The following is a 19579-nucleotide window of genomic DNA, read 5'->3' on the forward strand; positions in this document are numbered from 1 at the left end:
GTCGTTGCCGGATGCAGCCTGCGCCTCAGTCTTGCAAGGCTGGTGAGCCAGCCCTTTCTGGGGGACCGTAATATTCGTCGTACCATGCCGCAAAGCGCGTAACGCCGTCTTCCACCGAAATCGACGGCTTGAAATCGGTGAGCGCCTCGAGCAGTTCCGGAGAAGCGTAGGTGCGAGGCACGTCGCCCTGCTGCATCGGCAGCAGGTTGCGAAGTGCCGGGCGGCCGACGGCCTTTTCGATCGTCTCGATGAAGGTCATCAGCTCCACCGGCTGGCCGCCGCCAATGTTGACGACACGGAACGGCGCCTGCCGCGACAGCGTGTCCTCGGCCTTTTCGGGCGGTACCCGGTTTTCCTCCGAGGGAACGACATGGGAAAGCCTGAGGATGCCTTCGACGAGATCGTCGATATAGGTGAAGTCACGGCTCATGCGGCCTTCGCCGTAAATGTCGATCGGCCGGTCGTTGTGGATGGCGTCGATGAACTTGAACAGCGCCATGTCGGGCCGACCCCAGGGGCCATAGACCGTGAAGAAACGGAACGCCGTCGTCGGCACCTTGTAGAGATGGGCATAGCTGTGCGCCATCAGCTCCATCGATTTCTTCGTCGCTGCGTAGATCGTCATCGGCTCGTCGGCCCGGTCCGTCTCGGCGAACGGGACTTTTTCATTGGCGCCGTAGATCGATGAGGTCGAGGCCAGCATCAGGTGCTTTGGGCCGATCTCGCGTGCCAGCTCCAGCATGTTCCAGGAGCCGATGAGGTTGGAATCGACATAGGCTTTGGGGTTTTCCAGGCTGTAGCGAACGCCCGCCTGCGCTGCCAGGTGGATAATGACTTCCGGCTCGGCCAAATCTGCGGCGTGGTTCAGCGCATCCCGGTCTTCCAGCATGCCGACGACCGCCTTGAAGCCGTTCGAGCGGGCGAGGATGGCGTGTCGCTGTTCCTTGAGCGTCACATCGTAGTAGGGCGTCATGCCGTCGAAGCCGACGACGAAATGCCCCTCGTCGATCAATCGCTTTGCAAGATGAAAACCGATGAAACCGGCCGTGCCGGTAATGAGGTAGCGCAAGACGATATCCCCAGATTGCGTTGTCGCGCGTTCATACGAAGAAAGCAGGGCAATGGAAAGCCGAAACCGTCACTCCGAGGGGCCGCCGAGCCCTTGCTGCAAGGCGGAAAGCACCGACATCGCGTGACCGGCATACTGGCTGATCCAGCGATTGTGGATAGCCTGGATCGGCATGGCGTTGAGGTGGTTCCAGCGCTCGCGGCCTTCGCGCTGGACGAGCACCAGGTCGGCCTCTTCGAGAACCTTCAGGTGCTGCATGACGGTGCAGCGATCTAGGCTGGAAAACTGTTCACATAGCATGCCGGTCGTCTTCGGCTCATCCCTGAGGGCGTCGAGGATCTGCCGGCGCAGGCTGTTGGCAAGCGCCTTGAAAATCAAGTCGTCTTTCGAATCGGTTGACATGTTATATTTTTATAACATATGCTATGGCAGCACAATGGGAGGAGAGATCATGTCTTTCGAATTTCGTGTGAATGGACGCATCGACCGGCCTGTCGCCGAGGTTTTCGATGCGGTCGTCAATCCGGACCAGATCAGCAAATACTTCGTCACCCTTGGTGGGGTCAGCGGGCCGCTCGTTGCCGGCACAACCGTCACCTGGTGGGGCAATGTGCCGATTGAGGTCGAGGCGGTGGAGCCCCCCGAGCTTATCGTCCTTCGCTGGGATGCCATGGTGGAGAAAGGGGAGGAGCCCTATCGCACCAAGGTCGAGATGCGCTTCAAGTCTCTCGACGATGGCGCAACCATGGTGACGATCGCCGAGACCGGCTGGCGCGAGAACGCGCGGGGACAGAAGAGCTCGTACATGAATTGCGAGGGTTGGTCGCAGATGCTGGCCTGCATGAAGGCCTGGCTCGAATACGGAATCAATCTACGCCAGGGCTATTATGTCAGCGAATTGTCCGGCCAGCCGGCGACGGAACCGCAACTCTAAGGGAGTTCATGCCATGACCATCACGGGCGGTATCAATATCGCGATGAAGGTTCCGTCACATCAGTATGAGGCGGTCGTCGCCTTCTACCGCGACACCGTCGGGCTCGAGCCTTTCGACAAGAAGGCGCCGGCCAAGGGTTTCATCCTCGGCCCCAACAGGCTGTGGATCGACGAGGCGCCGAATTACAGCCAGGCGGAGGTGTGGCTCGAACTCTTCACCGACGACCATGAGGCGGCACTCGGCGGGCTTGCCGAAAAAGGCGTCGTGCGCTGCGACGCGGTCGAAGATCTCGGTGAAGGTTTTCGCGGCGGCTGGATCATGAATCCGGCCAACATCGTGCACATGGTGCGTACGCCGGATGCCTGGTAGGCGTCCGGCGCCGGGTCAGTAGGCCAGCGGCTCGCCGGCGTTTGCCGGCGCCGACATCGGGGCGAGCGTCGCGCTTATCGGCGCTTCCGCCTGCTGCACGACGACGCGCGAATCCGTCGGCACGCGGCTGTAAAGGTCGATGATATCTGGGTTGAAGAGCCGGATACAGCCGCTCGAAACCGCCTTGCCGATCGACCAGGCCTCGGTGGTGCCGTGGATGCGGAACAAGGTGTCGCGATCGCCCTGGAAGAGATAGAGCGCGCGGGGCCCAAGCGGATTGCGCACGCCCGGCTCCATGCCGCCGGCGAGCGGGCCGTAGCGCTCCGGTTCGCGCGCGACCATGCTGGAGGTCGGTGTCCAGCGCGGCCATTCGGCCTTGCGGCCGATCCGGGCTTCGCCTTCGAACTCCAGGCCGGCCTTGCCGACGCCGATGCCGTAGCGCATCGCCATGCCCCCGTCCTGGACCAGGTAGAGGAAACGATTCTGCGTGTCGATCACGATGGTGCCCGGCGGCTCGTGGGTCGCGTAGGCGACCTGCTGGCGCAGATAGCGCTGGTCGACCTTGCTGATATCGATGGCGTCGAGCGGAAACTTTTCTTCCGGCTTCGGCCCGTACATCGCGACATAGTAGGGATCGGGTCCCTTCGGCTTCGCCGGTCCGCCGCTGGTCACGCAGCCTGCGAGCGTGGACGTGGCGAGAAGAAGGGCGAAGAGCTGCGCCAAGCGACCGGCGCTGTTCCGGGACACACACATAATCGGGTCAATGTTCCTGCTGATTGCATTTCGGGAAGGAGCGGACGTTGCCGCCGTGTATCGCCGTTCTAACGCCGAACATGGCCCCGGGGAGGCGCGAGCATGGCGAAATTGAGGCAATCGGCGAGTGTAGCCGAAAGGCGACAGTTCGCATGACGGCACGAAAGCGCTTCATCCCGATGCCGTGTGGGCATCATCGCTTGATCCGCTTTCCGTCGCGGGTGTATGCCTTTTTCATGCAATGGAGCGATCAGGGCATCATTCTCGGGATCAGGCGGCACGGCGAAAGCTCGGCCATCGCCGAAGTCATGACTGCGTCCCGGGGGCGGCATCTCGGCATGGTGCGGTCCGGCCGTTCGCGGGCCATGCAGCCTGTCCTTCAGCCGGGAAATACCGTCGAATTGACCTGGCGGGCACGGCTTGATGAGCATATGGGCGAGTTTCGCATCGAACCGCTCGAACTCCGGGCGGCGCGGCTGATGGAGACGGCTACATCAGTCTATGGCATCCAGGCGCTTGGCGCGCTGCTGCGCCTGCTGCCGGAGCGCGATCCGCATCCCCATCTCTATGAGGCGCTGGCCGTCATTGTCGATCACCTCGAGGATCCGGCCGACGCTGGTGAGCTGTTCGTGCGCTTCGAGCTCGCGGTGTTGAACGATCTTGGCTTTGGGCTCGATCTCACCGAATGCGCGGCGACCGGCGCGCGCGACGATCTGGCCTATGTATCGCCGAAGTCTGGCCGCGCCGTCTGCCGCGCGGCGGGAATGCCCTATGCCGACCGCATGCTCGTGCTGCCGGAATTTCTCGCCGTCGAGGCACGAAGTGCGGCCGACTATGACAGCCTTGCCGCAGCCTTCCGCCTGACGGCCTTCTTTCTCAATCGCCATGTCTATGAGCCGCGCGGCCTCAAGGTTTCGTCCGCGCGCGATGGTTTCGTCAACGCGGCGCTGAAGGCATTGAGGCCTTCCTCTTCCGCTGCATGATCTGCAGCGCAGCGCGTCCAATGGCGCGCGTAAAGGGAGCTGCGACACCCCAAAGGAGTTTTCTATGTTTCAAGAGCTTTTCCCCGGCATGCCCGTATCCAGCATCGGTGTGCTTCCGCTGGATCGCGTCGCGCGCGATGGCGGGCTCAAGGTCATGCAGGACCTGTTGAAGGGCGACCTGCCGGCGCCGCCGATGTCGGCGACGCTCAAGTTCGGCCTGACCGAGGTCGAGGAGGGCCGGGTGGTCTTCAAGGGGCTGCCGACCGATGAGCATCGCAATCCGCTCGGAACCGTGCATGGCGGCTGGACGGCGACGGTGATGGATTCGGCGCTCGGGTGCGCGGTCTTCACTATGCTGAAGCCGGGCGAAGCCTATACCACCGTCGAATTCAAGGTGCACCTGGTGCGGCCCTTGCTGCCCGGCATGGGCGAAGTCTTCTGCGAGGGCAAGATCGTTCACCGTGGCCGAACCATCGCCACATCGGAGGCCTGGTTGCGCGATGCTGGCGGCAAGCTTCTGGCGCATGGAACGGAGACCTGTGCGATCTTCCCGATCGACAATCTGCGCCGATAACGACCGGTCGCACCGCCCTTCCTTCGACACGACAACGATCGTCGGCCGCCCATGCTCGCCCGTCGCGACGCCCGCACATCGCGCGAATGAAACTTATACATTTCCGCGAAGAGATCGCGGTTCTCAACCGTCTATGCATTGGGCGGTCGCGCAAAAATCTGTATGGTCGCGGTCGGCCTGCGAATATTGCCGCCAGGGGAAAACATGATTGAAGTTATTGCCTTAGTCGCTTTTGCTCTGGCGCTCTCCGCCTTTTTCGGCGGCAGGAAGACAGCAGCGCGGTTGGACAGCGAAGTCGCCGCGCTCAAGAAGGAGATCGCGCGGTTGACCGCGACGGTCGGCCTCGCACCGCCGGAAGGCGATGTAGCTTCGGAGCGGGCTGCCGGCATTGCTGAACGGTCCGCCGATGCGGCGATCGACGATGACGAAGGCGTCGAAGGGCTGTCGGCGAGTGCTCGCGAAGGGGCGAGGATCTTCGGCGATGCCGAACCGGCTGGGGCCGAAACCGCATCTGATGTGGCGGCGAGCGTCGAGGCGACCACCGCCGACACGAGACAGCCGCGGCAGGCTGAAAGTCTGGAAAGCCGTCTCGGCGCTCGCTGGGCAGTCTGGGTCGGTGGCGTCGCGCTGGCGCTCGGTGGCGTCTTCATGGTCACGTACTCGATCGACGCCGGCCTTCTGAGCCCCGCCGTCCGGCTGACGCTGGCGGCGTTCTTCGGCCTGCTCTTGGCCGTTGCCGGCGAGGTCATTCGCCGCCGCGCGGTGCCTGTTATCGCCAACGAATTCCAGAATGCGATGATCCCCGGCATTCTGACTGCCGCCGGCGCCGTCACGCTCTTCGGCGTCGCCTACGCGGCCTATGACATCTATGGCTTCATCGGCACGGCGACGGCCTTCGTGCTGTTGGCGATGATTTCGCTTGCAACCGTCGGCCTGTCGCTCCTGCATGGGCAGGCGCTGGCTGGTCTCGGCCTGCTCGCCTCGCTGATCACGCCGTTGCTGGTATCGAGCGATGAGCCGCGCCCCTGGGTTCTCTTCGGCTTCCTGTCGGTCGTCTGGCTGGCGACGCTGCTGGCGTCGCGGTTGCGGCGTTGGATGGTGGTGCCGACGCTCGCCAATGTCGGCATCGGTCTTTGGGGGCTTGCCTATGTCACCGCCGTATCGCCCTTCGACGCGCTGCCGGTCGCCTTTGCGCTGCTGGTGATGATCCTGGGTGTCGGGCTGGTCTGGCCGGGTGCGGCGGACACGGAGATGCCCGACGAGCGGTTGCCCGAGACGACACGCCCGGTTGCGGTCGCCGGCCCCTGGGAGAAACTCTTCACGCCGGCCTATGCCGCGATCAGCGTTTCCGCCGCCGTCGCCGCGACCGTGCTTGCGCTGATCTTCATCAGCCCGGCCGTCAGCGCCGTGAACTACCCCGTCAAGGAGTTCTTCGTCGTGGTCGCGGCCCTTGCCGCGCTCGGCGCATGGCGGACCAATGCCGTCTACCCGGCACTTCTTTCCGCCCTCGGCGCGATCGCCGGCACCGCCAGCCTGACGGCGCTGAGCGGCGTGCTTGCCTATCTCGATTCCTCACTCGCCGGCGTTGCGCCGGAGATCGTTCTGCCGAGCCGGACCGCGACACTAACGGCCTTGCTGCTGGCAACGCTGTTCGTGCTGTTCGGTGCATTCGTGCTCGTCCGCCGCCTGCGTGAACACTCGCAGTTCGCAATCCTCTGGGCCGGCGTTGCCGCCGTCGTCCCGGTTGCTCTCACCACGATGTCGTTCCTGATGACCGGCAACTACGCCTTCGATCTGCCGCACGGCCTTTTCGCGCTCGTCGTCGGTGGTGGTCTGCTGGCACTGGCCGATTGGCTCTATCGCCGTGATGGCGAAACGCAAGGTCTGGATATCGCCGCGAGCCTTCTCGTCGGCGGTTCCTTCGCGCTCTTCGTCATTGCCTTGCACGCCTGGACCGATGGTCTCGTCACCACTCTGGCGATCGCGCTGCTTGGAGCCGCCTATGCCGCAGCGACCCGCGTTCGGGCTTGGCCGATCCTGCCCTGGATGACGGGTGCTGCGGCGATCGTCGTTCTCGGCCGCGTCGGCTGGGAGCCGACGATCGTCGGTGCGGAAAGCCTCGGCGCCACGCCGGTATTTAACGCGCTGTTGCCGGGCTATGGCATTCCCGCCCTGCTGCTTGTCGCTGCCGCCTATCTCGTCCGATCCTGGCCGGATGTGCGCGTGCGCAACCTGCTGCAGGCCCTGGCGAGCCTCTTCGTGCTGTTGACGCTGGCGATCCTCGTTCGCCATGCCATGAACGGCGGCGTGCTCGACAGTGCCGTGCCGACACTTGGCGAGCAGTCGATCTATACGTTGCTGGCGATCGGCGCTTCGGGTGTGTTCATGACGCTCGACATGAAGTCGCCAAGCCCTGTCTTCCGCTATGGCGGCATGGGGCTCGGCGTGTTGTCGATGCTCTCGGTTCTCTCAGCGCATCTCTTCGGGCTCAATCCCTATTTCAGTGGCGAGCTCTTGGGGGCCATCCCGTTCTTCGACCTGCTTCTGATCGGCTATCTTCTGCCAGGCATCGGCTATGCCGGCCTCGCCTGGTATGCGCGCGGCAAGCGCCCGCTGCCCTATGTCATGGCGCTCGCCGTCAGCGGCGCGATCCTCGCTTTCGCATGGGCAACGCTTTCGGTCCGCCGCCTCTGGCAGGGGGAGAACGTCGTGGACTGGAAAGGCTTCCTGCAGGGCGAGACCTACACCTATTCGGTCGTCTGGCTGGTGCTCGGCGTCCTGTTGCTGGTGCTTGGCTCGCGCTTCAATGCCAAGAGCATTCGCATCGCCTCGGCCGTGCTCGTCTTCATCGCCGTCCTGAAGGTCTTCCTGATCGACATGTCCAATCTCGAAGGCTTCCTGCGTGCGCTCTCCTTCATCGGGCTCGGCGGCGTCTTGATCGGCATCGGGCTGTTCTACCAGAAGATCCTGTCGGGCGTCGGCACGACGCGGCAACCGTCTGCCGCGCCGACACAGCCGCAATAGGTTGACGCCATGACACGCAATACTGCGCTGGCGGCGGCATTCGCGCCGCATGCCGACCTCGCCGCCGTTCTCCTGCCGCACGCTTTTGCGGCGGACGACGGTTCACACGATGCATCCCACCTGATACGCGTCTGGAAGAACGCCGCCCGGATCCATGCCGAAGAGGGCGGCGACGAAGACGTGCTTGCCGCGGCCGTGCTGCTGCATGATTGTGTTTCTGTCGAAAAGAACTCGCCGCATCGCACACAGGCCTCCAGGCTTGCGGCCGAGAAAGCGGCCGGCATCCTGCGGGATCTCGGTTGGTCGGCGGGAGACATATCGTCCGTGGCCCATGCGATCCTCACTCACAGCTTTTCCGCCAACATCGCGCCTGAGACGATCGAGGCGAGGATTCTGCAGGATGCCGACCGGCTGGATGCAATCGGTATGGTCGGGGCTGCCCGCTGCTTCTATATCGCCGGGCGCATGGGCAGCGGCCTCTACGATCCGCTCGACCCGCTGGCCGAGGATCGGGAACTCGACGACAAGGCCTTTGCCATCGATCATTTCGAGACCAAGCTGTTCAAGCTGGCCGATGGATTTCAGACGGCTGCCGGTCGCAGGCTGGCGCTCGAACGCCAGCAACGGCTGCGCGATGTGCTTGCCATGATGCTGGATGAAATCTAATACCAGCGCAGGTTGGTATAAGCATTTCAATCCATTGCCGCCGTCCGGTGAATCAGATCGCCAACGGCCTGAATCAATTTCTGAACGGGGAGCGTTTCGATGAAGGTGACCGGACTGAACATTCATCCGCTGAAGAGCGGCCGAGCGATCCCGCTTGAAACGATCACCGTCAACCTTGATGGCTTCGAGGGCGACCGTCGTTTCATGCTCGTTGAGCCTGATGGGCGCTTCATCACCCAGCGCGAACTGCAGGTGCTGGCGCAGGTCGAGGCAAGCCACATCGATGGCGGTGTGCGTCTGACGATGGGTGACAAGGCGCTTTCGGTGCGCTTCGATCCCGACCAGCGGCTCGACGTTCGGGTCTGGGCAAGCGACGTCGATGCGGCGGTGGCCGACGATGTGGCAAACGAGACGCTGTCGGGCTGGTTCGGCCGGCCCGTCAAGCTTGCCCATATGGACGCGTCGGCGGAGCGCTTCGTCGGTGCCGAATGGGCCGGAACGGCAGCGCCCGTCGGTTTTGCCGATGGCTTTCCGCTGCTGATCACCACCACAGGCTCCCTTGCCGATCTAAATCGTACGCTGGTGGAGAAAGGGCAGGAGCCCGTCGGAATGGACCGTTTCCGCACTAACATCCTGCTCGATTGCGACGAGGCTTGGGACGAGGATTTCTGGGAGAGCCTGGAGATCGGCGGCATCCGCTTCGATTTCGTCAAGCCCTGCGCCCGCTGCATCATGACCACCCAGGACCAGATTACCGGCGAGCGCATCGGCGGCAATCCGATCCAGGGCCTAGCTGAAAAGCGCATGTCGGCCGACCGTCGCGTGGCGGGCGTACTGTTCGGTTGGAATGTCGTGCCGCGCGGCGAGGGCACATTGAAGCTCGGCGACGAGGCCCGGATTATTGGCCGGCGCCAGGAGCGTTGGCCGATGAAGGTGCGCGCCTCCGCCTGAGAAGGCGGAAGCCGCTTATAGTCTCTGTCTCAGAACCAGGGCGTGACGCCGAGCAGCTTCGCCCCGAGGTCTGACAGGTTGGCGGGTGTGGCGTTGTGCTTCTCCCATTCGCGCGGGTCGCCGGGAAAAGCGTCGCGTTTCGGATGGTCGAGCTCCCGCCAGAGCCGCACGCGCTCTTCGCTCGATCGCCAATTTCAACCGCCAGTTCAAGGCCCAGAAAAGTATGACCCCACGCCAGTTTCGCCAACGGTTTCTCAGGGCCAGATGAGGGGCTTCCCGCCCTATCAATTCCGGTGATCGCGTCGTCAATTTAATTGGCTTTTATCTGTTTTAGCTGCCGCGTAGGATCGCCGCACCTCAATTGGAGAAGATCCATGTCCGTTGTATCCGGTGCAGCCGCACCGTCGAGCGCCCGCCGGGAAATGCCCTGGTTGATCATTGCGGCAGGCTCGATCGTTGCGATGCTCACCTTCGGTCCGCGCTCGGCGATGGGCTTCTTCCAGTTGCCGATGCTGGCTGAGACCGGCTGGGACCGCACGACCTTCGGTCTGGCAATGGCGTTGCAGAACCTCTGCTGGGGGCTGAGCCAGCCCTTCTTCGGCGCGATCGCAGACAAGTTCGGCACCTGGCGCGTACTGACCATGTCGGGGCTTCTCTACGCCTCGGGCCTGTTCATCATGGCCCATGCCAATGCGCCAATCTGGTTGCACGTCGGCGGAGGTGTCCTGATCGGCATGGCCGTCGGCTCCGGCTCGTTCGGCATTCTGCTGTCCGCATTCGCCCGCAACGTCACGCCGCATCAGCGCTCCATGGCCTTCGGCATCTGTACGGCGGCGGGTTCGGCCGGCATGTTCCTGTTCGCGCCGCTGAGCCAAGGGCTGATCTCCGCCTATGGCTGGTCCGACAGCCTTGTCTATCTCGGCGTGCTGATGTTGCTCGTGCCGCTCTTTGCTATTCCGTTGCGCGGAAACTCGTCCTCCGGCATCCAGTCCGAAGCGCAGTACAAGCAGTCGATCGGCGAGGCGCTGAAGGAGGCGCTCGGTCACAAGAGCTATCTCCTGCTGGTCTCGGGCTTTTTCGTCTGCGGCTATCAGGTGGCCTTCATCACCGCGCATTTTCCCGCCTATATCGGCGACATCGGCATCGACGCCCGCTATGCGGTGATCGCGCTGGCGCTGATCGGGTTCTTCAACATCATCGGCTCGCTGTCGGCCGGCTTCATCGGCCAGCATTATTCCAAGCCCTATTTCCTGGCACTGATCTACATTGCCCGGTCGGTCGCCGTCACCGCATTCCTGCTGCTGCCGCAATCGCCGACCTCGGTCATTATCTTTGCGATCGTCATGGGCTTGCTCTGGCTTTCGACCGTGCCGCCGACCAACGCGCTCGTTGTCGTCATGTTCGGCACGCGCCATCTTGGCCTGCTCGGCGGCATCGTCTTTCTCTCGCACCAGGTGGGCTCGTTCCTGGGCGTCTGGATGGGTGGCTACCTCTACGACCACTTCGGCTCCAATGATCCGGTGTGGTGGCTGGGTGTGGCGCTCGGCCTGTTTGCCGCCGTCGTTCATTGGCCGATCGAAGAGAAAGCCGTTCCCCGGCCGGCCACGGCCTGAAGTCAATGCAAGAACGGAACGTCGGGAAATGCGACGTTCCGTTCTTGAAATCTGTCACAAAACTTTCTAAATCAACCCATGCGGCTTTGCCGCTTTTGTTTTGGTTCAATTATGCTCAATTTGAGCATAATTGATGAGTCGCCCGAGAGAGGGGCGGAGAGGAGATCTCGATGACGCGCCTTGATTCCCGCACGCAAGCCGTGGCGAACCCGGTTCTTGCAAGCGCAGCCCAGCGCTTCGGCATCATCGAAAGACCCGAACTTGCCTTTACGCCGGCAGTCGCGCGCGAGACCGAGCACCTCTACGAGAAGGTGAAGGACTTCATTCCGGCGATCGAGTGGCCGGTCTATGCGCCTTACGTTCACGCCGTCAACCGGCTGAAGAAAGAACGCAACGCCGTCATCCTCGCGCACAACTACCAGACCCCGGATATCTTCCATTGCGTCGCCGACATCGTCGGCGACTCGCTGCAGCTTGCGCGTGACGCCAGCAAGGTCGATGCCGAGATCATCATCCAGTGCGGCGTTCACTTCATGGCCGAGACCTCCAAGCTGTTGAGCCCGGAAAAGACGGTGCTGATCCCGGACGGCAAGGCCGGCTGCTCGCTGTCGGAATCGATCACCGGGGCGGACGTGCGGTTGCTGAAGCAGCGCTACCCCGGTGTTCCCGTCGTTACCTATGTCAACACCTCCGCCGACGTGAAGGCCGAGACGGACATCTGCTGCACTTCTTCGAACGTGCTTGCGGTCGTTGAGAGCTTCGCATCGGACACGGTGCTGTGCATCCCGGACGAATATCTGGCCATGAATGTCGCGCGCCAGACCAACAAGAAGATCCTGACCTGGAAGGGGCACTGCGAGGTGCACGAGCGCTTCACGGCCGCCGAACTGCTGGCATACAAGGAAGCCAATCCGGGCATCGAAATCATCGGCCATCCCGAGTGCCACCCGGATGTGATCGCCGTCTGCGATTTCGCCGGCTCGACATCCGGCATGATCAACTACGTCAAGGACAATCGCCCCTCGAAGGTGCTGCTCGTCACCGAATGCTCGATGGCGTCGAACATCCAGGCCGAGATCGAGGGCGTCGAGTTCGTCAAGCCCTGCAACCTCTGTCCGCATATGAAGCGCATCACGCTGCCGAAGATCCTCGACAGCCTGCTCAGCATGACGGAAGAGGTTCTGGTCGATCCGGCGATCGCCGATCGGGCCCGCCTTGCAGTCGAACGCATGGTCAACCTCAAGCAATAACACCTGCCGGCCGAAAGGCCCGGCATACAAGCATGCGCTGGAGGAGAGCCGCACCATGCTGAGAGATCATTTTCGCCCGCAATCCTTCAATGGGATTGACGATATCGTCATCGTCGGCGGCGGCCTTGCAGGCCTCTTCTGCGCGTTGAAGCTCAGCCCCCGGCCGGTTACCATTCTCGCCGCCGCCCCGATCGGCCACGGCGCCTCGTCCGCCTGGGCGCAGGGCGGTATCGCCGCGGCGATGAGCCCCGGCGACACTTTCGAAAAGCATGTCGCCGACACGTTGACGGCGGGCGCCGGCATCGTCGACGAGAAGATGACGCGCATGATGGTGGCTGAAGGCCCGGCGCGCATCCATGACCTGCTGGAATATGGCGTTCCCTTCGACCGCGACCTCGAAGGCAAGTTGATCCTGTCGCGCGAAGCCGCCCATTCCGAGCGTCGCATCGTGCGCGTCAAGGGCGACATGGCCGGCAAGGCGATCATGGAAGCGCTTATTACGGCCGTGCGCAACACCCCGTCGATCCGCGTGATCGAAGGCTATGTGGTCGAAGAGCTGGTGCGTGAAGGCCGCTTCATCTCCGGCGTCATCGCCAGGCCGGATGCCGGCCAGTCGAAGAAGCGCGTTTCGTTCCCGGCGCGGGCCGTGGTTCTGTGCTCCGGTGGCATCGGCCACCTCTATGCGGTGACGACCAACCCTTGGGAAGCCTGCGGCCAGGGTCTCGGCATGGCGGCACGGGCAGGGGCGATCATCGCCGATCCGGAATTCGTCCAGTTCCACCCGACCGCCATCAACATCGGCAAGGACCCGGCGCCGCTTGCGACCGAGGCATTGCGCGGCGATGGCGCCCTGCTGATCAATGCGGCCGGGCGCCGCTTCATGCTCGACATTCACCCGGACGGCGAGCTTGCCCCGCGCGACATCGTTTCGCGCGGCGTGTTCGCCGAGGTTCAGGCCGGGCGCGGCGCGTTTCTTGATTGCACCAAGGCGGTCGGCAAGCATTTCCCGGAGATGTTCCCGACGGTCTACGCCTCCTGCATCGGTGCCGGCATCAATCCGGTAACGCAACCGATTCCGGTCGTGCCGGCGGTGCATTACCATATGGGCGGCGTCCTCACCGATGCCGAGGGCCGCACCTCGATCGACGGCCTTTGGGCAGCGGGCGAAGTGACGTCGACCGGCGTGCACGGCGCCAATCGCCTCGCTTCCAATTCGCTGCTTGAAGCGGTGGTCTTTGCGGCCCGCATCGCGGAAAACATCAAGGGTACCCTGCCGACGCCGCAGCTCACCCAATGGGGCGACAATGCCGGCGAAAACGACGACCCGGTTACGGTGGAAGACAGCCCGCAGCTCACGGTCCTGCGTGGGCTGATGAGCGATTGCGTCGGCGTCGTCAGGACGCGCGAAAGTCTGCTGCGGGCGATCCGCGAGATCTCGGCGCTCGAGCGCGACAATGCGCGCATGCGCTTTACTAACATCCTGACCACCGCCAAGCTGATCGCGGTTGGCGCCCTTCGCCGCGCCGAGAGCCGCGGCGGCCACTACCGCGCCGATTGCCCGTCGGAGCAGCCGGAATGGCGTCGCCGCACCTACCTGACGCTTTCCGAGGCGAACCGCGTGGCGGCTGAAGTCACGGAAACCGAAACGGCCTGACGGTGACGTCGTCATGGCCGCCGCAGTTGAGAATACAAACAGGAACAACGACCAGATGACTGCAGCCCTTCGCCCCGAACTGCCCGCCCTGATGGTCGAGGATCAGGTGCGCGCCGCTTTGCTCGAAGATCTCGGCCGCGCCGGCGACATTACGACCCTGTCGACGGTCGGGCCGGAATTGACGGCAACAGCCGGCATGAACGCGCGCGATCCCGGGGTGATTGCCGGGCTCGAACTCGCGCGCACGGCGTTCCGGCTCGTCGATCCGTCCATCGTCTTCGAGGCCTTGGTTTCGGACGGCGACAGCGTCGCATCGGGAACGGCGATTGCCCGGATCTCCGGTCGCGCCCGCGGGCTTCTCTCGGCCGAGCGTGTCGGCCTGAATTTTCTCATGCATCTCTCGGGAATTGCCACCTATACGGCGAAATTTGCCGACGAGATTGCCCATACGCGCGCGAAGATCTGCTGCACGCGCAAGACGATTCCTGGCCTGCGTGCGCTGGAGAAATACGCCGTGCGCCTCGGCGGTGGTTCAAACCATCGCTACGGCCTCGACGATGCCGTGCTGATCAAGGACAATCACGTTGCCGTCTCCGGTGGCGTTGCCGGTGCCGTGCATGCGGCCCGTGCCTATTGCGGCCATCTGGTCAAGATCGAAATCGAGGTCGATGGCCTCGACCAGATGCGCGAGGCGCTGACCGCCTCGCCCGACGTCATCTTGCTCGACAACATGGGCCCGGAGCGCCTGCGTGAAGCCGTGGCGGTCAATGCCGCCCACTGGCAGCTTAGCGCCGATGCCTATGCCGCCGATCCCCGACGCACGCGCCTGGAAGCCTCCGGCAACGTCAAGATCGACACGGTCCGCGCTATCGCCGAGACCGGCGTCGACTATATCTCGACCTCCAAGATCACCATGGCTGCGCCGACGCTCGACATCGGGTTGGACGTTGCGATCAAACGCTAAAGTCCCGCGGCAAAGCTTGAAGCGCCCCGGGCAAATCCATGAATCGATTCCGGTTTAAGGCATTGTCCAGTGACCGCCCGCGCAGCCGAAACCGGCGCTAGCGTTGCTGGATGAAGGGGCAGACGACGCGCTGGTCGATGGTGATCTCCGTGCCGCAGTCATAGCGACAGATCTTGAACTGTCCTCGCCTATCCTCGCCATTGAGGTTGCAGATCGTCACCCCGGGCTGGCCACCGCCAGTCGGGCTGTTTTTGAAATAGTCGGGAATCGCCTTGTTCCCCTGTGGGTTCGGCACGAGAGGCTGTTCGGTCAGCAGGCTGGTGAGCAGCGCAAGCGCAAGCAGCATGTGTTCTTCCTTCGAGCATTTCCAGGAAAAGTGCGGCGCGTTCTTCCGCCGGGAAATGCGTGAAAACAAGGAGTTAGAGCTTTTCTATGACTCTTTTTCACCCTGGCCGGAACATAGCCGGCACGCTATCCAATCGAAGCAATGTAGCGCGTATGTGTCGAAATGTTAGGCGTGAACCCGCACTTTAAACCGCGCCAGCCATTCGATCGCCAGCATAGCGCTCTGATCGCTCCCGCTGAAGCGTTTTATGTAGAAGATGAGCGGCCGCCCACCTTGAGACCGGGTGCCGGCCGTTCGTCGAGGATCTGGCGACGGAAGCGGAAGAGTGCGGCCGGCCTTCCGCCGGTCGACGCCAGCGTCATGCCGGTCGGCTCGACCAGTTCCGCGCCTTCGACCAGACGCCGGAAATTCTGCTTGTGCAAGTGGCGGCCGGAAATGGCCTCTACCGTCGCCTGCAGATCGGTGAGGGTGAATTCGGGCGGCATCAGTTCGAAGATGACCGGCCTATATTTGATCTTGCCGCGCAGCCGGGCGATCGCAGTTGCGACGATGCGGCGGTGGTCGTGGCGCATCGCCTGCCCGGCGGCGGGGCTGTCCTGCTCCCGGCTGCGGCCGTCGATAACCGCTTCGTGCACGAGACCGGCCTCGTAGAGCAGTTCGTAGCGCTCCAGCACCCGCTCCTCGTCCCACGGGAAATCGCCGAGACCGAAGGCAAGACGGATGCGCGCGCGTCGCTGGGCGCCTGGCGCCATGCGTTCGTCATCGGATGTGCCAAGCTCCCACCGCGACAGCGCCGGTAAAATCATCTGGTCGAGGATGACGGGCCGGCCCTGGCGCCAGTCCTCCCACGGCAGGTAACCGTACCAGTCGCGCCAATGTGCACCGGCTTCGGCCAGCCGCTCGGTGTTTTCGGTATCGGTTCGCGTCAAGGCGAGATAGCCGACCGAGACCATGTGCTTGCCCTCTTCGCTCGGCAGCCGCTGCCGTCCACGGTCGCCGAAGGTGTAGAGCTGCTCGATATAGCCGAGCTTGAGCGCCGTGCGCTTTTCCACGCGGTCGCGCAGGCTGGTCTCGAAGGTGCGGTGGCGTGCGGGATCGAAGGGGCCGAAGGGCAGGCTGTCCCGTGCGTCGCCATCAGCCTCGTTGATCGCCAGAATGCGCGGGCTGCGGTTGACGACGGCAACGATGGCCGCGTTGAGACCGATTTCGACGGTGACCGCCTGCATCTCAGTCGCCAACATGGGCTCCTTCGGCAACAAGCGGCAGCATGAAGGGAACATTGCCGTCGGTATCGGCGCCGCGGCCGATCGAGCGCACGGCAGCGACGAGCCGCCCGCCACGGGATAAGACGGCGTCACCGATTTCGACAAGCCGTGTGTTCGGCGTCGCATAGGGCGAGGCCAGCCTCAACCGCTCCACCAGTTGCCGGTCGTCTTGCTCGGGTTCCACCGCAAGCGCGGCGATCAGGGCGGCGGCCGGCGACCGGGAAACGCCCATCCAGCAATGAACGAGCATCGGCCGCGTGCGGTCCCAGCCTTTGGCGAAATCGATGATCTGCTGGACGTGCTCTTCCTGCGGGGCGATGAGCCCGCCGGTGCCGGCAAAGCTGATATCGTTCATCCCCAGTGTCAGGTGCCGTGCCTTGGAGATGACCGCCGGGCGATGGAAATCCTGGCCCTTGGCGACAAGGCTCAGCATTTCCGTGCAGCCGTGACGGACGGCCATTTCGGCGATGCGGGCAAGGGGCGATACGACGATCCGCGGCATCTCAGGCACCCACCTTCGCAGCGGCGCGTTCCGCCTCGAGCTTAGCAAAACGCTCGGTAAACAGACGCTGGGCCTCGACTGCCGGCAAGGGGTCGATCAGCAGGCTGTCGCGGGTGATGCCGCGCGGCTGCCCGAAAAACTTTCGCGCTTCTTCTGTCGCGAAGCCGGCAAGCGCTGTCGCTTCGAAATAGGCGGCGATATGGTCTGCCTTCTTGATCCGGTCCTTCAGTTCCTTCGAGCAATGGGCAGGCAGACCGAAGCGCAAATGGATGGCGCTTTCCAACCGTTTCTCGACCAGCTTGTAGCCACCGCCGACCACGGCCTTGAAGGGAGAGATCATGTCGCCGATCACATATTCCGGTGCGTCGTGCAGCAGCGCCATCAGGCAGTCGTCGGCGTTGCACTTGTAGCTCCGGCGAAAGATATCCTCGACGATGAGGCTGTGCTGGGCGACGGAGAAGGCGTGGTCGCCGGCTGTCTGGCCGTTCCACCGAGCGACGCGGGCAAGACCGTGGGCGATGTCGCTGATCTCGACATCGAGCGGCGACGGGTCGAGCAGATCGAGCCGCCGTCCGGAAAGCATGCGTTGCCAGGCACGCGCCGAGGTCACGCGCTTGCCTCGTCGGCGGTGGTTGGGAAGGCAAGCCCGGTCCACTCCGGTAGCGTCAACGTCACGGGCACGTCGCCTGCGAGAAGGTCGACGCCGTTGGCCATCGCTTCGCCGGCCTTGTCGATACGCACGATCGCCAAGGCCGACGTGTTACGCACCGTGCCGAGCGTGCCGATCGGCTTGCCGTCTGCCGTTATCGCCGTGCCGGTTGGGGGGAGCGCCGCTGCACCGGCGACGATCACCACGCGGCGGCGCGGCGTGCCGCGATGCTGCATGCGCGAGACGACTTCCTGGCCGACATAGCAGCCCTTGCGGAAGGACAGCGCATCATTCTTGTCCATCAGCACATCATGCGGGAAGGCGTCCTGCAGTGCGTAGTCGGGACCGGAAACGGCAATGCCGGAGGCAATGCGCAGTTGCTCGAGGTCGGCAGCCGACGTCGTGTCCGCTTCGGTCCCTCCATAGGAACGCAACACCGTAGCACCGGCCTTCGCGAAGCGGTGATCGCGGTAACCGTCGGCCTGCGGTTCGTCGAAGGCGATGATGGTGGGGGTCGAGGTGTCGAGCGACAGGACCACGGCAGAGCGCAGCTTGTACATCGTCAGCCGCTTCAGGAGGGCCTCGGCCTGGTCGGCAGCGGTTTCCAGCCGCAAGCCTTCGCCGTCACGGGAAATCATGAAATCGAACAGGATCTTGCCCTGCGGCGTCAGCAGCGCGCCGGGCCTAGCCTCGTCAGGGGCGAGGGCATCGAGATCGGTGGTGATCAACCCCTGGAGAAGATCTTCCGCATCCTTGCCGGAAACGGAGACGATCGCGCGGTCGTCGAGGCGAACTCTTGGCATGGCTCGAATCCTGTTCACATTGCCGAACAGGTAGGATGTTCAGGGATGAACGGCAAGCGTATCGCCGCCGCTCAGTCGCCGGCGATGAAAAATTTCCACTTCCCGTCGGGCATGATGCCGACGCGATAGAAGTTGTAGCTGCCGAATTCTTCCATGTCGGCGAAATCGCCCGCCGTCACCAGTCGGAAGAGGTCCACTTTTTCGGGGGCGGTCAGCGAGGACAGCGGCTTTTCGGCGAAATAGGGCCAGACATAGGCTTCCTGCGGCGTACCCTTGTCGACCTGCACGAAGCCGGTCGAAAGCACGTCGAGCAGGATCGCCAGGATCTCGACGCCGTCCTGGTCGCCCGACAGGCTTTTCAGGACTGCGATCGGATCCTCGTCGGCGCTGACACCGGTGACCTGGGTCTGTGTCGGGCCTTTGCCGAGAAGCGGCCGCAGCCGCTCGATGTCGCCGGAGGCGGCCGCCTCGACGATCAACTCGCGCATGCGCGCCACGGGCGCCGGTATCTTGGAAACGTCGCTCAGCACTTCGATGGGGTCGACCGTCTTCGGCTCTTCGGCGGCCGGTTCGTCCTTCGTTGCTGTCGCCGACTTGTTGATCAGCGGGTCCGGCATCGGGATTTCGAGCGGGATCTTTTCTTCCTGATCCGGTTCGTCATCCACAGGCTCGGCTGACGGAGGGGTGGCGTTCTGGTCGCTCGCGAGTGCATTGGGCGCCTCTTGCAATTCGCTGAGCGCAAATGCGGGCGACGTCATAACCGGAACGCTCAGCGCGACACCGGCCAGAAGCAGCGTAACAAGGCGAACCGGAGAGGTCCGGTTTGCATGGTTCCGGCTCATAAGGGCAGTCCTGATATTACTGAAGCGAGCGTTGGGGCGAAAATTCACCGGCGAGCATGCGCTCGCGAAGCGAATTGAGCATCGCTTCCGCACCGTCTTCACCATGAAGCCGAACGGTTTCCCGCATGGCTAGAGCGATGGCCGCATCGGCGATGATTTCTGGCTCGATGCCATCAGCCATGCCGTCCGCCCAGGCCTCGTTCTGGTGTTCCAGCGCTGCCTGCATTTTCTCGTGGACGATCATGTCATCGATGTCGGTCAGGCTTGGTTCCATCATTCGTTCCATGCGACTTCCATTGCTGCAAGTGGCTCACTTTAACGTCGTCCGGCTGAACTTCAACTGAACGACCGTGACCCGGTTGTCACT

General features: G+C 63.3%; 21 protein-coding genes and 1 pseudogene. 11 read left to right on the forward strand and 11 right to left on the reverse strand.

Annotated elements, in window-relative coordinates:
- Positions 1 to 25: 25 nt before the first annotated feature.
- A complete protein-coding gene (locus BC363_RS22180) occupies positions 26 to 1069 on the reverse strand; it encodes an NAD-dependent epimerase (RefSeq protein WP_065787296.1) in 1044 nt (347 codons plus the stop codon).
- A 69-nt stretch (positions 1070 to 1138) separates the two neighbouring features.
- Positions 1139 to 1471 (reverse strand): metalloregulator ArsR/SmtB family transcription factor, encoded by a 333-nt coding sequence (locus BC363_RS22185; RefSeq protein ID WP_065787295.1) that lies wholly within the window; start codon positions 1469 to 1471, stop codon positions 1139 to 1141.
- 49 nt (positions 1472 to 1520) lie between these two features.
- Here BC363_RS22185 and BC363_RS22190 point away from each other — a divergent pair, with 49 nt between their 5' ends.
- Both BC363_RS22190 and BC363_RS22195 read left to right on the forward strand, forming a co-directional pair.
- A complete protein-coding gene (locus tag BC363_RS22190) occupies positions 1521 to 2003 on the forward strand; it encodes an SRPBCC domain-containing protein (RefSeq protein WP_065787294.1) in 483 nt (160 codons plus the stop codon).
- Between the two features lie 13 nt (positions 2004 to 2016).
- Positions 2017 to 2373, forward strand: coding sequence for a glyoxalase/bleomycin resistance/dioxygenase family protein (locus tag BC363_RS22195; protein ID WP_065787293.1), 357 nt, complete (start codon positions 2017 to 2019; stop codon positions 2371 to 2373).
- Positions 2374 to 2388: 15 nt separating this feature from the next.
- Here the strand turns inward: BC363_RS22195 and BC363_RS22200 are convergent, their stop codons facing one another.
- Positions 2389 to 3126, reverse strand: coding sequence for a L,D-transpeptidase (locus BC363_RS22200; RefSeq protein WP_065787292.1), 738 nt, complete (start codon positions 3124 to 3126; stop codon positions 2389 to 2391).
- 236 nt (positions 3127 to 3362) lie between these two features.
- Here BC363_RS22200 and recO point away from each other — a divergent pair, with 236 nt between their 5' ends.
- The 5 genes from recO (at position 3363) to BC363_RS22225 (ending at position 9324) form a co-directional block, all read left to right on the forward strand.
- Positions 3363 to 4109: a DNA repair protein RecO gene (gene recO / locus BC363_RS22205; RefSeq protein ID WP_065787356.1), complete on the forward strand. Its 747-nt coding sequence runs from the start codon at positions 3363 to 3365 to the stop codon at positions 4107 to 4109.
- A 64-nt stretch (positions 4110 to 4173) separates the two neighbouring features.
- Complete coding sequence (locus BC363_RS22210; protein ID WP_065787291.1) at positions 4174 to 4683, forward strand: PaaI family thioesterase; 510 nt, start codon at positions 4174 to 4176, stop codon at positions 4681 to 4683.
- 204 nt (positions 4684 to 4887) lie between these two features.
- The gene (locus BC363_RS22215; RefSeq protein ID WP_065787290.1) at positions 4888 to 7707 is read left to right on the forward strand and encodes a DUF2339 domain-containing protein; all 2820 of its coding nucleotides are present in this window, start codon (positions 4888 to 4890) and stop codon (positions 7705 to 7707) included.
- Between the two features lie 9 nt (positions 7708 to 7716).
- Positions 7717 to 8373 (forward strand): HD domain-containing protein, encoded by a 657-nt coding sequence (locus tag BC363_RS22220; RefSeq protein ID WP_065787289.1) that lies wholly within the window; start codon positions 7717 to 7719, stop codon positions 8371 to 8373.
- 99 nt (positions 8374 to 8472) lie between these two features.
- Complete coding sequence (locus BC363_RS22225; protein ID WP_065787288.1) at positions 8473 to 9324, forward strand: MOSC domain-containing protein; 852 nt, start codon at positions 8473 to 8475, stop codon at positions 9322 to 9324.
- Between the two features lie 29 nt (positions 9325 to 9353).
- Here BC363_RS22225 and BC363_RS34650 read toward each other — a convergent pair.
- A pseudogene (locus BC363_RS34650) lies at positions 9354 to 9503 on the reverse strand (phytanoyl-CoA dioxygenase); the annotation flags it as partial.
- 195 nt (positions 9504 to 9698) lie between these two features.
- Between BC363_RS34650 and BC363_RS22230 the strand changes: the two are divergent.
- From BC363_RS22230 to nadC, 4 genes are all read left to right on the forward strand, one after another.
- Entirely contained in the window at positions 9699 to 10937 is a 1239-nt protein-coding gene (locus tag BC363_RS22230) for an MFS transporter (RefSeq protein WP_065787287.1), read from the forward strand.
- Positions 10938 to 11107: 170 nt separating this feature from the next.
- Positions 11108 to 12187, forward strand: coding sequence for a quinolinate synthase NadA (nadA, locus tag BC363_RS22235; protein WP_065787286.1), 1080 nt, complete (start codon positions 11108 to 11110; stop codon positions 12185 to 12187).
- Positions 12188 to 12242: 55 nt separating this feature from the next.
- Positions 12243 to 13841, forward strand: a complete 1599-nt coding sequence (locus tag BC363_RS22240; protein WP_065787285.1) for an L-aspartate oxidase — start codon at positions 12243 to 12245, stop codon at positions 13839 to 13841.
- Positions 13842 to 13896: 55 nt separating this feature from the next.
- A complete protein-coding gene (gene nadC, locus BC363_RS22245) occupies positions 13897 to 14805 on the forward strand; it encodes a carboxylating nicotinate-nucleotide diphosphorylase (protein WP_065787355.1) in 909 nt (302 codons plus the stop codon).
- A 97-nt stretch (positions 14806 to 14902) separates the two neighbouring features.
- Here nadC and BC363_RS22250 read toward each other — a convergent pair whose 3' ends face one another.
- The 7 genes from BC363_RS22250 to BC363_RS22280 all read right to left on the reverse strand — a co-directional run bounded on the left by BC363_RS22250 (position 14903) and on the right by BC363_RS22280 (position 19498).
- Positions 14903 to 15151 (reverse strand): hypothetical protein, encoded by a 249-nt coding sequence (locus tag BC363_RS22250; protein WP_065787284.1) that lies wholly within the window; start codon positions 15149 to 15151, stop codon positions 14903 to 14905.
- A gap of 245 nt (positions 15152 to 15396) precedes the next feature.
- A complete protein-coding gene (locus BC363_RS22255; protein ID WP_065787283.1) occupies positions 15397 to 16392 on the reverse strand; it encodes an NAD regulator in 996 nt (331 codons plus the stop codon).
- Complete coding sequence (locus tag BC363_RS22260) at positions 16379 to 16918, reverse strand: tyrosine phosphatase family protein (RefSeq protein ID WP_065787282.1); 540 nt, start codon at positions 16916 to 16918, stop codon at positions 16379 to 16381. Before BC363_RS22260 ends, BC363_RS22255 begins: the two co-directional genes overlap by 14 nt.
- 1 nt (position 16919) lies before the next feature.
- Positions 16920 to 17528 carry an HD family hydrolase gene (locus tag BC363_RS22265; RefSeq protein ID WP_065787281.1) on the reverse strand — a complete coding sequence of 203 codons (609 nt, stop codon included), beginning with the start codon at positions 17526 to 17528 and terminating at the stop codon, positions 16920 to 16922.
- Positions 17525 to 18370: a folate-binding protein YgfZ gene (locus tag BC363_RS22270; protein WP_065787280.1), complete on the reverse strand. Its 846-nt coding sequence runs from the start codon at positions 18368 to 18370 to the stop codon at positions 17525 to 17527. Before BC363_RS22270 ends, BC363_RS22265 begins: the two co-directional genes overlap by 4 nt.
- Before the next feature lie 71 nt (positions 18371 to 18441).
- Entirely contained in the window at positions 18442 to 19212 is a 771-nt protein-coding gene (locus tag BC363_RS22275) for a hypothetical protein (protein ID WP_065787279.1), read from the reverse strand.
- A 16-nt stretch (positions 19213 to 19228) separates the two neighbouring features.
- Positions 19229 to 19498 carry a hypothetical protein gene (locus tag BC363_RS22280; RefSeq protein ID WP_115420638.1) on the reverse strand — a complete coding sequence of 90 codons (270 nt, stop codon included), beginning with the start codon at positions 19496 to 19498 and terminating at the stop codon, positions 19229 to 19231.
- Between the last annotated feature and the right edge of the window lie 81 nt (positions 19499 to 19579).

Source organism: Ensifer sp. LC384 (genome assembly GCF_001695865.1).
In the GTDB taxonomy this organism is placed as follows: domain Bacteria; phylum Pseudomonadota; class Alphaproteobacteria; order Rhizobiales; family Rhizobiaceae; genus Ensifer.

Excerpts from the sequence above, each read along its gene's own strand:
- BC363_RS22185 (WP_065787295.1), bottom strand. The coding sequence starts at position 1,471 with ATGTCAACCGATTCGAAAGACGACTTGATTTTCAAGGCGCTTGCCAAC.
- BC363_RS22190 (WP_065787294.1), top strand. The coding sequence starts at position 1,521 with ATGTCTTTCGAATTTCGTGTGAATGGACGCATCGACCGGCCTGTCGCC.
- BC363_RS22195 (WP_065787293.1), top strand. The coding sequence starts at position 2,017 with ATGACCATCACGGGCGGTATCAATATCGCGATGAAGGTTCCGTCACAT.
- BC363_RS22200 (WP_065787292.1), bottom strand. The coding sequence starts at position 3,126 with ATGTGTGTGTCCCGGAACAGCGCCGGTCGCTTGGCGCAGCTCTTCGCC.
- recO (WP_065787356.1), top strand. The coding sequence starts at position 3,363 with ATGCAATGGAGCGATCAGGGCATCATTCTCGGGATCAGGCGGCACGGC.
- BC363_RS22210 (WP_065787291.1), top strand. The coding sequence starts at position 4,174 with ATGTTTCAAGAGCTTTTCCCCGGCATGCCCGTATCCAGCATCGGTGTG.
- BC363_RS22215 (WP_065787290.1), top strand. The coding sequence starts at position 4,888 with ATGATTGAAGTTATTGCCTTAGTCGCTTTTGCTCTGGCGCTCTCCGCC.
- BC363_RS22220 (WP_065787289.1), top strand. The coding sequence starts at position 7,717 with ATGACACGCAATACTGCGCTGGCGGCGGCATTCGCGCCGCATGCCGAC.
- BC363_RS22225 (WP_065787288.1), top strand. The coding sequence starts at position 8,473 with ATGAAGGTGACCGGACTGAACATTCATCCGCTGAAGAGCGGCCGAGCG.
- BC363_RS22230 (WP_065787287.1), top strand. The coding sequence starts at position 9,699 with ATGTCCGTTGTATCCGGTGCAGCCGCACCGTCGAGCGCCCGCCGGGAA.
- nadA (WP_065787286.1), top strand. The coding sequence starts at position 11,108 with ATGACGCGCCTTGATTCCCGCACGCAAGCCGTGGCGAACCCGGTTCTT.
- BC363_RS22240 (WP_065787285.1), top strand. The coding sequence starts at position 12,243 with ATGCTGAGAGATCATTTTCGCCCGCAATCCTTCAATGGGATTGACGAT.
- nadC (WP_065787355.1), top strand. The coding sequence starts at position 13,897 with ATGACTGCAGCCCTTCGCCCCGAACTGCCCGCCCTGATGGTCGAGGAT.
- BC363_RS22250 (WP_065787284.1), bottom strand. The coding sequence starts at position 15,151 with ATGCTGCTTGCGCTTGCGCTGCTCACCAGCCTGCTGACCGAACAGCCT.
- BC363_RS22255 (WP_065787283.1), bottom strand. The coding sequence starts at position 16,392 with ATGTTGGCGACTGAGATGCAGGCGGTCACCGTCGAAATCGGTCTCAAC.
- BC363_RS22260 (WP_065787282.1), bottom strand. The coding sequence starts at position 16,918 with ATGCCGCGGATCGTCGTATCGCCCCTTGCCCGCATCGCCGAAATGGCC.
- BC363_RS22270 (WP_065787280.1), bottom strand. The coding sequence starts at position 18,370 with ATGCCAAGAGTTCGCCTCGACGACCGCGCGATCGTCTCCGTTTCCGGC.
- BC363_RS22275 (WP_065787279.1), bottom strand. The coding sequence starts at position 19,212 with ATGAGCCGGAACCATGCAAACCGGACCTCTCCGGTTCGCCTTGTTACG.
- BC363_RS22280 (WP_115420638.1), bottom strand. The coding sequence starts at position 19,498 with ATGGAACGAATGATGGAACCAAGCCTGACCGACATCGATGACATGATC.